Source organism: Bradyrhizobium sp. HKCCYLRH1030 (assembly GCF_051168395.1).
GTDB lineage: Bacteria > Pseudomonadota > Alphaproteobacteria > Rhizobiales > Xanthobacteraceae > Bradyrhizobium.
In genome coordinates this window covers 234602-249123 of record NZ_JBNPUY010000001.1, presented here as the reverse complement: position 1 = coordinate 249123, position 14522 = coordinate 234602, and the positions used below count along the sequence as shown (strand labels likewise).

Annotated in this window: 12 protein-coding genes; 9 read left to right on the top strand and 3 right to left on the bottom strand. The window is 64.0% G+C overall.

Features of this window, described 5'->3' with window-relative positions:
• Nucleotides 1-10: 10 nt before the first annotated feature.
• The gene (locus ACQR1E_RS01085) at nucleotides 11-1504 is read left to right on the top strand and encodes an HWE histidine kinase domain-containing protein (RefSeq protein ID WP_315712612.1); all 1494 of its coding nucleotides are present in this window, start codon (nucleotides 11-13) and stop codon (nucleotides 1502-1504) included.
• Between the two features lie 14 nt (nucleotides 1505-1518).
• On the opposite strand, the gene ACQR1E_RS01080 is transcribed toward ACQR1E_RS01085, so the two are convergent.
• Together ACQR1E_RS01080 and ACQR1E_RS01075 are read right to left on the bottom strand one after the other, a co-directional pair.
• Nucleotides 1519-3801 carry an FdhF/YdeP family oxidoreductase gene (locus ACQR1E_RS01080; RefSeq protein WP_315711825.1) on the bottom strand — a complete coding sequence of 761 codons (2283 nt, stop codon included), beginning with the start codon at nucleotides 3799-3801 and terminating at the stop codon, nucleotides 1519-1521.
• Between the two features lie 285 nt (nucleotides 3802-4086).
• Nucleotides 4087-4647 (bottom strand): type 1 glutamine amidotransferase domain-containing protein, encoded by a 561-nt coding sequence (locus ACQR1E_RS01075; RefSeq protein ID WP_315711823.1) that lies wholly within the window; start codon nucleotides 4645-4647, stop codon nucleotides 4087-4089.
• Between ACQR1E_RS01075 and ACQR1E_RS01070 the strand changes: the two genes are divergently transcribed.
• The 3 genes from ACQR1E_RS01070 to ACQR1E_RS01060 all read left to right on the top strand — a co-directional run bounded on the left by ACQR1E_RS01070 (nucleotide 4637) and on the right by ACQR1E_RS01060 (nucleotide 6220).
• Nucleotides 4637-5170 (top strand): hypothetical protein, encoded by a 534-nt coding sequence (locus tag ACQR1E_RS01070; RefSeq protein WP_434841144.1) that lies wholly within the window; start codon nucleotides 4637-4639, stop codon nucleotides 5168-5170. The two genes, ACQR1E_RS01075 and ACQR1E_RS01070, sit on opposite strands and share 11 nt — an antisense overlap.
• A gap of 440 nt (nucleotides 5171-5610) precedes the next feature.
• Nucleotides 5611-5802 (top strand): DUF3072 domain-containing protein, encoded by a 192-nt coding sequence (locus ACQR1E_RS01065; protein WP_315751073.1) that lies wholly within the window; start codon nucleotides 5611-5613, stop codon nucleotides 5800-5802.
• 130 nt (nucleotides 5803-5932) lie between these two features.
• The gene (locus tag ACQR1E_RS01060; RefSeq protein WP_315711818.1) at nucleotides 5933-6220 is read left to right on the top strand and encodes a hypothetical protein; all 288 of its coding nucleotides are present in this window, start codon (nucleotides 5933-5935) and stop codon (nucleotides 6218-6220) included.
• 14 nt (nucleotides 6221-6234) lie between these two features.
• On the opposite strand, the gene ACQR1E_RS01055 is transcribed toward ACQR1E_RS01060, so the two are convergent.
• Nucleotides 6235-7602 (bottom strand): glycoside hydrolase family 3 N-terminal domain-containing protein, encoded by a 1368-nt coding sequence (locus ACQR1E_RS01055; RefSeq protein ID WP_434896552.1) that lies wholly within the window; start codon nucleotides 7600-7602, stop codon nucleotides 6235-6237.
• A 214-nt stretch (nucleotides 7603-7816) separates the two neighbouring features.
• Between ACQR1E_RS01055 and ACQR1E_RS01050 the strand changes: the two genes are divergently transcribed.
• The 5 genes from ACQR1E_RS01050 (at nucleotide 7817) to ACQR1E_RS01030 (ending at nucleotide 14522) form a co-directional block, all read left to right on the top strand.
• Nucleotides 7817-9295, top strand: coding sequence for a DUF4153 domain-containing protein (locus tag ACQR1E_RS01050; RefSeq protein WP_434896551.1), 1479 nt, complete (start codon nucleotides 7817-7819; stop codon nucleotides 9293-9295).
• 23 nt (nucleotides 9296-9318) lie between these two features.
• Nucleotides 9319-10020, top strand: coding sequence for a response regulator transcription factor (locus ACQR1E_RS01045; RefSeq protein WP_315711815.1), 702 nt, complete (start codon nucleotides 9319-9321; stop codon nucleotides 10018-10020).
• Nucleotides 10017-11618 (top strand): HAMP domain-containing sensor histidine kinase, encoded by a 1602-nt coding sequence (locus ACQR1E_RS01040; protein ID WP_434896550.1) that lies wholly within the window; start codon nucleotides 10017-10019, stop codon nucleotides 11616-11618. Before ACQR1E_RS01045 ends, ACQR1E_RS01040 begins: the two co-directional genes overlap by 4 nt.
• A 285-nt stretch (nucleotides 11619-11903) precedes the next feature.
• Entirely contained in the window at nucleotides 11904-13520 is a 1617-nt protein-coding gene (locus ACQR1E_RS01035) for an ABC transporter substrate-binding protein (RefSeq protein WP_434896549.1), read from the top strand.
• 24 nt (nucleotides 13521-13544) lie between these two features.
• Nucleotides 13545-14522, top strand: coding sequence for an ABC transporter permease (locus tag ACQR1E_RS01030; RefSeq protein WP_315711812.1), 978 nt, complete (start codon nucleotides 13545-13547; stop codon nucleotides 14520-14522).

Below are 14522 nucleotides of genomic sequence, written 5' to 3'. Positions count from 1 at the left end.
GCTCATCATGATGGAACATGCGAAGGTCAACATCCTCTTGGTCGACGATCAGCCGGCGAAGCTGCTGGCCTACGAGGTCATCCTGAAGGAACTCGGCGAAAACCTCGTAGTCGCCACGTCTGGTCGCGAGGCGCTCGAAATTCTGCTGAAGAACGAGATCGCGGTGATTCTCGTCGACGTCTGCATGCCTGAGCTCGACGGCTTCGAGCTGGCGCAAATGATCCGTGAGCATCCGAGGTTCCAGAAGATTGCGATCATCTTTATCTCCGCCATCCAGGTGAGCGACTTCGATCGCCTTCGTGGCTATGAGATGGGCGCCGTCGACTACGTGCCGGTTCCTGTCGTGCCGGAGGTGCTGCGCGCCAAAATCAAGGTTTTTGCCGAGCTCTATCGCAAGACACGCGAGCTGGAACATCTGAACCTTGAGCTGGAGGACCGGGTACGGGCCCGCACCGCCGAGCTTGAGCGATCGACAGCAAAGCTCGTCGAGAGCGAGCAGCGTCGGAGCATGGCGATCGCGGCCGGCAGGATGGGCTCGTGGGACTGGGACGGTGTCAATGGCGACTGGATGTGGGACGAGGGGCAGTACCGCATCTTCGGCGTCACGCCGCAGAACTTCGAGCTGAACACCGTGAACATCATGGCGCTGCTGCACCGGGAGGATGCCGAGCGCGCCCGCCAGGTGGTCGCGGAATTCAGCCGTGGCGCGACGTCGTATGAGGCTGAGTTCCGGATCCACCGGCCCGATGGCGAAGAGCGGTGGTGCGTGGGAACGGCCGCGGCGACCACCGACAGGACCGGCCGCGTGGTCCGCGTCAGCGGGGTCACGATCGACATCACCGAGCGCAAGCGCGCCGAGGAACGCCAGAACCTGCTGACCCGCGAGGTCGATCATCGTGCCAAGAATGCGCTGACCTTGGCTCAGTCGATCGTTCGCCTGACCAAAGCCGACAGCGTGAAGACCTATGTCAACGCGGTAGAGGGGCGCATCAGCGCACTGGCCCGCGTTCACACCATCCTCTCGCTATCAAGCTGGGAAGGTGCGAAAATAGGTAGGTTGGTGGCCGAAGAGCTCGCGCCCTATGCAACCGGCGGCCAAGTCGCCTTTGACGGCGTCGATCTGCAGCTTGAGCCTGCGACCGCGCAGACGCTGGCGCTGGCGCTGCACGAGCTGGTGACAAACTCGGCCAAATACGGCGCGCTGTCGGTCCGCTCCGGGCATCTCTCGGTCAAATGGAGCATCGAGGATGAGCGCCTGGATCTGATCTGGATTGAAACCGGCGGTCCCTTGGTGCGCGCGCCGACCTCGCGCGGCTTCGGCACGCGCAGCCTGATGGCCAGTGTGGAAAGCCAGCTCGGTGGGCGCGCCTCGTTCGACTGGCGTCCCGAGGGATTGGTGTGCCGGCTGGTCGTCCCGCTCCGCCCCGGCGCGACCCCGCCGGAGATCACGAGCCCTTGCGCAACGGCGGCGCCGGGCGACGCACGACAACGGGCTGCTGGCTGACCGCTCCGGATAGCTCAGGCCATGTCGCGCGAGATCCGGACCGGGATCGACTTGGCGGCGGGCACCTTGCTCCCTTCCGCGTAGTGCCATAGCGGAATCAATCCGTTGCATTCGGGGTAGTAGGCCGCAACGCTGTAGCGCGGAATGTCGAACGCCACTGCCTGGAGCCCGCCCAGCGAGCGCTCCACGCCGTCATCGGCCTCGGTCGAGAGCCGAACCGGCTCGCCCTGCTTGATGCCCAGATCAGCCATGTCGCTCGCGTTCATGAAGACGATCTGACGGCCACCGGTGACGCCGCGAAACCGGTCGTCCTCGTTGTAGATGGTGGTGTTGAACTGGCCGTCGGCGCGCAAGGTCATCAGCTGGTAAACGCCATTGCCTTCCTCCGGCGGATTGAGCGCCGCCTTGGGCACGGTGAAGTTCGCCTTGCCGGTCGGCGTCTTCCATTTGCGTTCGCGGGCACCAAGCGGCCGCGGAAAGCCGCCGGGCTCAAACAGGCGCTTGTTGAAGTCTTTGAACTGCTCGGGATAGGTCCGCTCGATCGCGTCTCTGACGCGCGCGTAGTCGCCCACCCAGGCATCCCAATCGACGCGCGGATTTGGCTTCAGGGTGGCCTTGGCGAGACCGGCGACAATGGCTGGTTCCGACAACAGGGTCTCTGCGACGGGTTGGCGCTGCCCGCGCGAGCCGTGAATGCAGGTGGTGGAGTCCTCCATCGAGACCGCCTGATCTCCGCCTGCCTGCCGGTCGATTTCGATGCGGCCGAGGCACGGCAGCAGATAGGTCACCTCGCCTGGGACGATGTGGCTGCGATTGAGCTTGGTTGCGATCTGCACCGACAGCCGCAGCTTCGACCACGCCGGCTCCATCAGCGAGCGTTCAGGGACGGCGCGCAGGAAGTTACCGCCGAGACTGACGAAGCCCTTGACGTCCCCCTTGATGATGCCTTGGCAGGCATCGACCGTGCTGAGACCGTCCCAACGCGGCGGCTCGAACGAATAGAGCTCGGCAAGCTTGTCGAGCGGCACCAACTTGGTCTTCTCGGAGATGCCGACGGTGCGTTGCCCCTGAACGTTGGAATGGCCACGAACCGGCGAGATGCCGGCCCCCGGCTTTCCGATGTTGCCGCGTAACAGCAGCAGGTTGACAATCATCTTCGCGGTTTCGACGCCATGCCGATGCTGGGTTATTCCCATCCCATAATTGGCGATCACGGCGTGCGAGCCTGCGTAGACCTTGGCAGCCTCCAGAATGGCGCCGCGCGTGAGGCCGGAGGAGCGTTCGATATCGCTCCACGACGCCTGCCGGCAGCAGGTTGCGAAAGCTTCGAAGCCGGACGTGTGCCGCTCGATGAAGGCGACATCGAGCACGGGCGGGCTCTTGGTCGCGACCGCGGCATCATCCGCCTCGATCACGGCCTTGCACAATCCGAGTAGTGCCGCACCATCGCCGCCAATGCGCAGCTGATGATACTGCGTGCTGATCCGCGTTCCCCCCGTCAGCACCATTTGAATGGGATTTTGCGGATTGGTGAAGCGCTCCAGCCCACGCTCCCGCAGCGGATTGAACGTGATGATGGGCACGCCGCGTTGTGCCGCCTTCTGCAACGGATGCAGCATGCGCGGCGAGTTGGTGGTCGTGTTCTGGCCGAAGAAGAAGAAGCAATCCGCCTTGTCGAAATCCTCAAGGAGCACCGTACCGACGGGGACGCCAATCACCTCCGGCAGAGCAACTGATGTGGATTCGTGGCACATGTTGGAGCTGTCGGGAAAATTGTTGGTGCCGTACATGCGGCCGAAAAGCTGATACATGTAGCTCGTCTCGAGCGAGGCCCGGCCCGACGTGTACATGACGACCGAGCGTGGATCGAGCCTGTTCAACTCCGCCCCGATGTCGCGAAGGGCCTCGTCCCAGCTCACGGCAACATAGCGATCCGCCGCAGCGTCATAGCGCATCGGATGAGCAAGACGCCCCTGCTCTTCGAGCTGATGATCCGACCAGGATCGCAATTCTGTCAGACTGTGCCGAGCAAAGAACTCCGGTCCGACTGTCTTGCCGGTGATTTCCCACGCGGTCGCCTTGGCGCCATTCTCGCAGAATTCGAACGGGTGCGGCTTTGCCGGCTTGGCCCAGGAGCAGCTGACGCACATGAAGCCGCCTGGCTTGTTCTGTTTCAACAGGATCTCGCTGCCAAGCAGGGTCACCTCCTCCTGCGTCAGGATGCTGGCGACCGCGTGCACCGAACCCCATCCGCCGGCCGGAGCCCTGTAGTCCTGGATTTTTGCTTTCTCGCTCACGACGCTCTCCGCGGCCTGTTCAAAAGCGGCAAACCCGGGATGAGCAGCGAAGTTCCGATTCCTCACTGAACGTTGCGAGGCTATCGTCGAAGTCCCGCGGGCGAAGGTCCGCGCTAGGAATTGGGAACGACCCGGCCTGCCGCGAGTCATTTCCATGCCTCTGGCGGCGTTCCCCCATCTCGCTGGAGGCACTCCGTGTGGACTGCGGCCCAGCGTTCGACCCCTCGGGCGCTGGGCCCGTCCCACTGAGGTAGCCGGGTTTTCTCCCGGCTTCCGATCTCAGCATCAAGCCGCGCTGCGCTTGAGATGGCGGCCTTCCTTGACCTCTTCGATGATCTTGGCGCTGAAGGCTTCCAGATCTCCGGGATTGCGCGAAGTGATCACGCCCTGATCGACCACGACCTCCGCGTCCTGCCAATGCGCGCCGGCATTGGCAACGTCCGTCTTGATCGATTTGTAGGACGTCATCTTTCGCCCCTTGGCAATTCCGGTCTCGATCAGGAGCCACGGCGCATGACAGACCGCCGCAACGATCTTCTTGGCTTCAAAGATCTCCTTGATGAACCGCAGCGCCTTCGGCTCGAGCCGCAGCAGATCCGGATTGATCTGACCGCCCGGCAGCACGACGGCGTCGTAGTCCGAAGCAGACGCCTGGTCCAACGTCTTGTCGACCTTGACGGTCCGTCCCCAGTCCTTCTCATCCCAGCCCTTGATCTCGCCCGGCGCGAGCGAGATGATCTCGACGGTCGCGCCCGCCTGCTTGAGCCGATCGCGCGGCACTTCGAGCTCGGATTGCTCGAACCCGTTGGTTGCGAGGATCGCGATCTTCTTTCCCTTGATATCCATTGGACTCTCCTGGCCATTCGACACCGCCGGCAACCTCGCGCTGGTCTCCATGTTCCGCCTGGCAGGCCGGGCGGATCGTCACAACTGGTCGATCGAGTCAGCGCTCGCCTGGGTGGAACCAGCCTGCCTATGGCGCCGTTTGTTTGGACGTCCCTGCCTTGAATGGATGGGCGGCGTCGAGCGGCACGGCATCGCTGCATCGGCGGATCGCAATCTGGAGGCGCTCGTGCCCTACGCATTGTTTGAGAATGACGAACAGATGACCCGCCCGTTTCGCACCGAGCGCGAGGTCTGGGAGGCCGCGGAACAGGCCGATCTCATCACGCTCGGCACGCATGGCGAGAAAATCCTCGACAACAATTTCGAGATCAAATCATGCGAGGCCACACCGGAAGAGCTTACCGCCGCGCCGCCGGACATCGTATTGCCCGAAGCTCACACGCCCGATGCTGATCGAGGGAGCCGGACTACCGACCAATCTTTCTCCTCACCGGCCAAATTGAAGATGCGGACGTCCTCATGACCCGGCGCAGGTTGGCCTTTGCGGCTCAGATGTTCGTCGGCCATGTCGGTTCCTGGCCTGATCATCGGACTACGGACGAGCGGCGGATCGCTCGGCCTTACCGCCAGCGTCTCATGCGCGCCGGGCGCCGCGCTGCTTGCGAGGCAGTCGGCTCGCTTCCTCCAGCTTGAGCCGCTCTCGCTGTTGCCGCAGCCGGTCAAGCGTCTCCAACATGTGGTGCAAAAGCACTTCGGCGGCCGCCGTCGAGGCCCGAGCTCGCCGTAGCTGCACGATTTCACGGCGCTGCCGCCCGACCCGGAGACGCATACGGTCGATTTCGGCTCGAACCACACATAGATCGCGCATGAAGCACCCGAGCAAGAGTAGGATCGCACAATAGAACAAAATAGGAACACTTTGCAAGCTTTCCCGTTGAAGCCGGGCAACAACGGGAGATCCCCATGGCCGAACAGCTGCAGAAAGATCCCGAGGACTGGGTTTCCGGAGCCGATCCGATGACGGATGCCCAAGCTTCCTACTTGAGAACGCTCAGCGAGCAGGCTGGCCGATCCGATCCCACGCGAGCGGAGATGACGAAGGCTGAAGCGTCCGAACTGATTGATGAGATGAGACGCGCCGCAGGGTTGGATTGAACCGGCATATTCGACTCACCAGGACGATGGGTCGGCAGATCGGTATTCCAATGTTGGCGATGCCGGTCCGAAGCTATCGCGAATCAGAAATCGGTCGTTTAGTCTCCGCGGCATTTCGCGGGAGTCCACCATGGTTGCGGACAGTGACAGCAAGGTTGCCTGGCATCGCGCCCAGCTCAAAAAGAATCGCGCGACCTTGAAACAGATCGAGACGGCGCGGTTCACGGTGGGCGAGAGCGCCGATGCGAAGGCGCTTGAACAGACCAAGCGGCAGGTTGCGGAACTCCAGGTCAAGATCCGCGAATCCGAGCACCTCATCGCTCAGCACGACAAGCAGACGCGACGCCCGCTGGCGACCGACCTGCGAAGCCTCTCGAATGTCGCTTGGCGCAACTGGACCGGCAATGGCCCGCGCTGAGGGCTCGCTGCCATTCAGTCCACGATCTTCTGATGCACGCCTCCAGGCTGTTGCATAACCGTAGACACATTCGACGGCTGTGATTTGTCAACCGTCGGCGCCCAGCGCTTCAGCCGTTCATCGCTCCTGCTGATTGCATCGAGGTCGATGCGTCCTTCCGCCAGAGCCTCCTTGGCGCAGGCGAGCGCGCGGTGGAACTGGGTGCCGTCATAGGCCACCAGCAACAGATCGGCGCCGCCGTTGAGAGCTTCCACGACAGCTTTGCAGAGATCGCGGCCGTAGATCGCCCCCATCACGAGATCATCCGTCACGATCACGCCCTGATAGTTCCAGCGGCCGCGAATGAGTCCCTCGAGCACGGCTTTGGAATGTGAGGCAGGCCGCTCCGGATCGATCGCATCGACCGTCACGTGACCGACCATCATTGCCGCGTGCGAGCCCTGCAGCACCTGTCGGAACGGCCGCCAATCCGACCGTTCCAAGACATCTGCCGGCGTGCCGAGCTGCGCCGAGAAATGATGCGTATCGGCTGCGACGCGCCCCAGACCAGGGAAATGCTTGACGGCCGCGCGGACACCGCTTGCTTCCAGGCCACGGACGTAACCGAGCGCAATGTCGCCAACCACCGCGGGATCGTTGGAGATCGCGCGGCGGCCGATCAAGGTGTGAAAGTCCAGTCGGTTGCGTGTCCAGCTCGGGCGAAGGTCGACGACCGGAGCCAAATTGAAGGTGATGCCGGCAGCCGCGAGAGCCTCACCCTGGGCGCGCCCCATCGCGAACGCATCCTGCGCGCGCCGCGAGGCCGGCAGATCGGCCAGCGTTGCGAGGCCGGGCATGTTCGGCAGGGTCGGAGACAGGTGTGCGACGGCGCCTCCCTCCTGATCCGCCGCAACCAGCAGAGGCGGCAGCCCGGCACTCCGGCGCGCGTCCTGCAATCGCGCCATCTCGGCGCGCAGCTGAGGCTCGGTCCGGCCGCGGATGTTGTGGTGTGTCACATAGACGCCCGCGATCAACCCCTGTCGGGCCAACGCGGCTGCGTCATCGACGGCCGTGTAACCGACGATGAAATGCCGGCCGAGCAGATGCGCCACGTCGGGGGGCGTCCGGAACGTCTCGTACTTGCGCCAGGCAAACATGAACTGCGTCGACGTCAGCATGATCAGCGGAACGCACCATGCTACGACCAGAGCGCGTCCGGCGGGCCCCCGCCGCCACCGACCGCCGAGCATCAGCAGCAGCGGAACGGCAAGCCCGATGAGGAGCAGGGCTGCGTGGCCGCTGCCCCGCAGCCGAACCAGATAGGGCTCGTTGCTGTTCAGCGTGACGAAAATGAAGAGCAGAGCAAGGATCCAGAGAACCGCGGTCCTGATACGTCCGAGCATGTATGCAGCCGATCATCCGAGGGGAAAGACGGCCATTGCCGTAACAATCACGTTTTCCCTGCGCCAGATGTGGAATCGCGTCTGCACGAAATCTGCAAACAAATCCTGAAATGCTGCAGATCCCCTCGTGAGCTGCTGCATGGGCAGGCGTCATGCTTGGCTCATCGGCTTGTGCCTCCCGGCCCGAACGATGACCCAAACCAAGGATTCCTCCATGACGACTCTCGCCGAGCCGACGGCTGCGCCCGTCGCGCCCGATTCCATGTGGCTCAAATTCGCCATCACTGCCGGTCTCGTCGGCCTCGCCGACACGCTGCTCTACAACGGCCGGCCGATCGGCCTGGCATTCCCGCTGTTTTTCGCCGCGCTCGCCGCAGCGAGCATTCTCGCCAATCTTGCCAAGACCGATCGAAACCGTCTGGTCGGAGCTGCAGTTCTCTTCGTTGCCGGCCTGGCTCCCGCCATCGAGGAGCTGAACCTGCTTTCTTTTCCTGTCCTGCTGCTCACGACGCTGTCGGCTATCACGCTGGCGACCAACCGATCCGCGCGCGGCTTCCGGCTTCCGCTGACCGCCGCGCGGCAGTTGCTCCTGATCGGGCCGTTTCGACTGATACCTGATGCGATCGTGACGCTGCGCACGAACATGATCACGCGAACTCTCGTTGTCTGGAGCATCCCGCTGGCACTCGGCTGCGTGTTCTTGGCTCTGTTCGCAGCAGCCAATCCGGTCATTGAGCGGTGGTTCGCCGTCCTCAGTCCCGAGCGCGTCGCCTCCCAACTCACGATGGGGCACGCGATCTTCTGGCTCGTGACGTTGTCCATGGTCTGGCCATTCGTCAACCTTCGCTGGCGCGAGCGGACCAAGACCTCGAGCCCGCCGATCGAAAGCGAGCCCGATCAGCCGTCAATCCTGACGACCGTGCTCGGCCCTGAAACCGTGATCCGGGCGCTGATCCTGTTCAACATCCTGTTTGCCCTCCAGACGGCGCTCGACGGCGCATATCTGTGGGGACGTGCTGCGCTTCCGGACGGCATGACCTATGCGACCTATGCGCACCGAGGGGCCTACCCCTTGATCGTCACGGCGCTGCTCGCGGCTGCCTTCGTCATCGTCGCCGTCCGCTCCGAGACCACGGCAAACGAGTCGCGACTGGTCCGGCCGCTGGTCTATCTCTGGGTGGCTCAGAACGTGATGCTGGTCGTGTCCTCGATTCAACGGCTTCACATGTATATCGAGACTTATGCTCTGACCTATTGGCGAATCGCGGCCCTGATATGGATGATCCTGGTCGCGATCGGCCTGATCCTCATCGTGCTCAGGATCGCTCTCGACAAGTCCAACGCATGGCTCATCCGCATGAACCTGCTGGTGCTCTCGGCGACCATCTACGGCTGTGCGCTGATCAATTTCGACCGGCCGATCGCAGACTTCAATGTCTCCCATAGTCGTGAGGCGGGACAGAGCGGCCCTCTCATCGACGGCTCCTATCTCGTCTGGCTCGGGCCCGAGGCACTGCCGGCCATCGAGCGGGCGATGCTGTTGCGACCGACGGACAGAGGGCTGGCCAGCGACCGTGATCGGCTCCTTGAGCAACAGGAAAGCAGCATGGCGTCCTGGCGATCCTGGAGTTTTCGCGGCTGGCGCCTGCAGCGCTATCTCGATACACATCCTGTGTCGCAGAAACCAAGCTGATGCCTCGCCGCGGAGTAGAGCTCGTGTCTCCCCGAATCCTCATCGTCGACGATGACCCACATATCCGCGAGGTCCTGCGCGTGGCCTTGAGCAAGGCCGGCATGGCGGTGAAGGAAGCCGCCGACGGCCGCGCCGCGCTGGCCAGCGTCACCGAAGACCGTCCGAACCTGATCGTGCTCGACGTCGGCATGCCGGAGTTCGACGGCCTCGAGGTCTGCCGGCGCATTCGCCGGACCTCGCAAGTGCCGATCCTGTTCCTGTCGGCCCGCGACGAGGAGATCGACCGCATTCTCGGGCTCGAGATCGGCGGCGACGACTACGTGACAAAGCCGTTCAGTCCGCGCGAGCTGGTTGCCCGCGTCAACGTCATTCTCCGCCGGGTCGCGAACGGCGGAGGTGATCGCTCGGCCGAGCCGGAGAAGCTCGTCCATGGCCGGCTCCGGCTCGACCCGCAGCAGCACCTGGCCCGTTTCGATGACATGCCGCTGACGCTCACCGCGCTGGAGTTCAGCATCCTGCGCACGCTGATGACGCGTCCTGCGGTCGTGTTCAGCCGCGAGCAGATCATGGCCGCCGCCTATCAGCTCAACATTCAGGTCTCCGACCGAACGATCGACAGCCACATCCGCAACATCAGAGCGAAGCTCGCAGCCGCGCATTGCGAGGACGCGATCGAGACGGTCCATGGCGTGGGCTTCCGGCTCGGCCGCTGCGGCACCCCATGATCGCGCCCAAGCCCAAGGCAAAATGGCGGCCGTCGCTGGGACAGATCGTCTTTGGCGTGCTGGCGCTGGTTGGCACCTTGCCGCTCGTCGGGCTGTTCTTCTTTCGCATCTATGACAACCAGCTGATCCGTCAGACACAGGCGGAACTGATCGCGCAGAGCCGTGTCCTCGCGGCGGTCTTCGCCGAGGAGGTTTCCGCGCGCCTTGCCACCGGCGTTCCGCTCGGCGCCGAGATCCCGCCCGAGTCACGTCCGGATTCGTCCGACGAGGTGACGCCCATTCGCCCCCTGCTCGATCTTCTGGCCAACGATCTTTTCGTCCGCCGCCCGGACGCCCGCGACGCGGTCCATCCTGCCGATCCGGCCTACGTCGCGATCGGCACGCGGCTGCTGCCGATCGTCAGGGAGACGCAGAAGGTCACCTTGGCCGGGTATCGCGTGCTCGACCCCCAGGGGGTCGTGATCGCCGGCCGCGATGAGATGGGCAAATCACTCGCTCATATCGACGAGGTGGCTGCCGCCCTGAAGGGACGCTACAGCGCCGCGCTCCGCATTCGCATTCCGGACAAGGCCCCGCCACCGATCTATTCGATCAGCCGCGGCGTCGGCGTCCATGTGTTCTCGGCCATGCCCGTGATCGTCGACGATCACGTTGCCGGGGTCATCTATACCTCGCGCACGCCCCGCAACATCTTCGAGCATCTCTATCAGGAGCGCGGCAAGTTCATCGCTGCCGGCTCCACCATTGTCCTCACGACGCTGCTGGTCGGCCTCGTCGTGGCACGCACGATCACACGGCCGATGCGCGAGCTGGTCGATCGCGCCGGCAGGATCGGACGCAACGATCCCGCGGGTTTCCGTCCGCTTGCCCATTACGGCACCCGCGACTTCGCGGAGCTCGCCGAGCACTTCTTCGCCATGGCCGAGCAACTGGCGCAACGCTCCAACTACATCAGGAGCTTTTCCGCGCATCTGACGCACGAGCTCAAATCGCCGCTGACCTCGATCAAGGGCGCAGCCGAGCTGCTGCTCGACTCCCTGGCCAGCCCTTCCGAGACCCTGACCCGCGCCGAGCAGGAGAAATTCCTCACCAACATCCTTGGCGACGCCGACCGGCTCGCGGCGCTGGCCCAACGCTTGCGCGAGCTGGCACGGGCGGAGACGGTGTCGACGGTCGAGGCTGGTAGCATAGCCGAGGCCGTCGGCACGCTGCGAGTGCGTTTCCCCTCGACTGTCATCGAGACGTCCGGCCCGGTCGAGCGCAGCACTAGGCTCCCGAACGAGACCGTGCTGATCGTGCTCACGCATCTCGTCGACAACGCCGTCCGGCATGGCGCCCGGCGCATCCGCCTCGAGGCCGAGGAGAGCAAAGGGATGCTGATCGTCATCGCCAGCAATGACGGCGATCCGATCTCGCCGGAGAACCGCGACCGCATCTTCGATGCCTTCTTCACGACCCGGCGCGACAGCGGCGGTACCGGCATGGGGCTGGCGATCGTGCGCGCCATCATGGCAAGCCATGGCGGCGAGATCTCGCTGGGGCCGGGCGAAAAAGGTGTCGCGTTCGAGCTGCGGCTGCCGATCGAAGGCGCCCCATGACGTCGATCTGAGATAGCGCAGTCTATTGGCGCCGCGTCAGAGTTGCCTCCGGTTGTTCGTGGCAGCCGGCAATCCCCACCTCAGTCAAGTCCCTGTCGGCGAATATCTTCTCCCAATCGTTCGTATACGAGCAATGTATGCCACGGTGCCGCCGGCTGCATGGGCCGGCCGAGAATGCCGCAGAACTGCATGGCAATTCGCAAATGACTTGGACCCGCGATCCGCGTAATCTTCGCGCCGATTGCGCCATCGGCCAGCGTCCCGCTTGGCCTTCGGGAGACCTTGATGAATTCGAGCCGTTTCGAGATCAGCCGCCGGACCGCCCTCCTGACCTCCGCTGCCATCGCGGCGAACGTGGTCAATCCATTCCGCGCCTTCGCCGAGGAGACGCCGCGCAAGGGTGGCGTGTTCAACGTTCACTACGGCGCCGAGCAGCGCCAGCTCAACCCAAGCCTCCAGGCTTCGACCGGCGTCTACATCATCGGCGGCAAGATCCAGGAGAACCTCGTCGACCTCGATGCCAACGGCCAGCCGGTCGGCGTACTTGCCGAGAGCTGGGAGGCGACGCCGGACGGCAAGACCGTCACTTTCAAGCTGCGCAAGGGCATCACCTGGCATGACGGCAAGCCGTTCACGTCGGAGGACGTTGCCTTCACCGCGATGAACATGTGGAAGAAGATCCTGAACTACGGATCGACCCTGCAGCTGTTCCTGACTGCGGTCGACACGCCAGATCCGCAAACCGCGATCTTCCGCTACGAGCGGCCGATGCCGCTCAACCTGCTGCTGCGCGCCCTGCCCGATCTCGGCTACGTCTCGGCCAAGCACATCTACGAGAGCGGCGACATCAGGCAGAACCCCGCGAACCTCGCCCCCATTGGCACTGGTCCGTTCAAATTCGTGAAGTACGAACGCGGCCAGTATATCATCGCCGAGCGCAATGCCGACTACTGGCGGCCGAACGCGCCCTATCTCGACCGCATCGTGTGGAAGGTGATCACTGACCGTGCGGCGGCGGCGGCGCAAATGGAGGCAGGCGAGCTGCACTACAGTCCGTTCTCGGGCCTGACCATCTCCGACATGGCGCGGCTCGGCATGGATAAGCGCTTCATCGTCTCGACCAAAGGCAATGAGGGCAACGCGCGCACCAATACGCTCGAGTTCAACGTCCGCCGCAAGGAGCTGGCGGACGTGAAGGTCCGCCGCGCCATCGCGCACGCGATCAACGTTCCCTTCTTCATCGAGAACTTCCTCGGCGATTTCGCCAAGCTGGGCACCGGTCCGATCCCGTCGACCTCGACCGACTTCTATCCCGGCGCCAATACGCCGCAATATCCCTACGACAAGGCCAAGGCGGCGGCGCTCCTGGACGAGGCCGGCTACAAGCCCGGCGCCGGCGGCACCCGCTTCTCGCTGCGGCTGCTGCCCGCGCCATGGGGGGAGGACATCTCGCTGTGGGCGACCTTCCTCCAGCAGTCGCTGGGCGAGGTCGGCATCGCGATCGAGATCGTGCGCAACGATGGCGGCGGCTTCCTCAAGCAGGTCTATGACGAGCACGCCTTCGATCTCGCGACCGGCTGGCACCAGTACCGCAACGACCCCGCGGTTTCGACCACGGTCTGGTATCGCTCCGGCCAGCCCAAGGGCGCGCCGTGGACCAATCAGTGGGGTTGGGACGATGCCAAGATCGACAAGATCATCGATGACGCGGCGACCGAGGTCGATCCGGCCAAGCGCAAGGCGCTCTACGCAGATTTCGTGCGCGAGGCCAATACCGAGCTGCCGGTGTGGATGCCGATCGAGCAGATCTTCGTCACCGTGATCACGGCCAAGGCGCGCAACCACTCGAACACGCCGCGCTGGGGATCGTCGAGCTGGCACGATCTGTGGCTTTCCGCCTGAGCCGGAATCCGTCAGGATAGGGCCATGCGCATCTTGAGCCTTGCGGGGCGGCGGCTCGCCGCCTCGATCCCCACCCTGTTCCTGATCCTGATCGGCGTCTTCCTCCTGCTGCAGCTCGCGCCGGGCGATACGGTCGACGCGATGATGGCTCAGATGGGCGGCGGCGATGCGGCGACCGCCCGTGAGCTGCGCCGCTTCTACGGGCTGGATCTGTCGGTCCCGATGCAGCTCGCCAACTACCTGTGGCGGCTGGTGCGTCTCGATCTCGGCTTCTCCGCGATCTACGGCAAGCCGGTCGCCGCCGTGATCCTGGAGCGGCTGCCGCCGACCCTGCTGCTGATGACCTCCGCTCTCTCCTTTGCGTTCTTCTTCGGCCTCGTGTTCGGCGTGATCGCGGCGCGCGGCGTCAATCGCTGGCCGGATACGCTGATCTCGACGGTCGGCCTGATCTTCTACGCCACGCCCTCGTTCTGGTTCGGCCTGATGGCCATCGTGGTGTTCTCGATCTATCTGCAATGGCTGCCCGCGGGCGGCTTCGAGGACATCGGCGCCGTCAGCACCGGGATCTGGCGCGTGCTCGACATTGCGAGCCATCTGGTGCTGCCGTCGCTGACGCTCGGCCTGATCTTCCTGGCCATCTATCTGCGCATCATGCGCGCATCCATGCTCGAGGTCCTGAACCTCGATTTCGTCCGCACCGCGCGTGCCAAGGGCCTCGACGAAACCCGCATCATCACCCGCCACGTGTTGCGCAACGCGCTGCTGCCAATGGTGACGCTGATCGGACTCCAGGCCGGAACGATGCTCGGCGGCTCGGTCGTGGTGGAGACCGTATTCTCGCTGCCCGGCCTTGGGCGCCTCGCCTATGAATCGGTGGTCCAGCGCGATCTCAACACGCTGCTCGGAATCGTCTTCGTCTCCGCGCTGCTGGTGATCCTGGTCAACTTCGTCACCGACCTGCTCTACGCGCGGCTCGATCCGCGCATCACGGCGGAGGGCTGA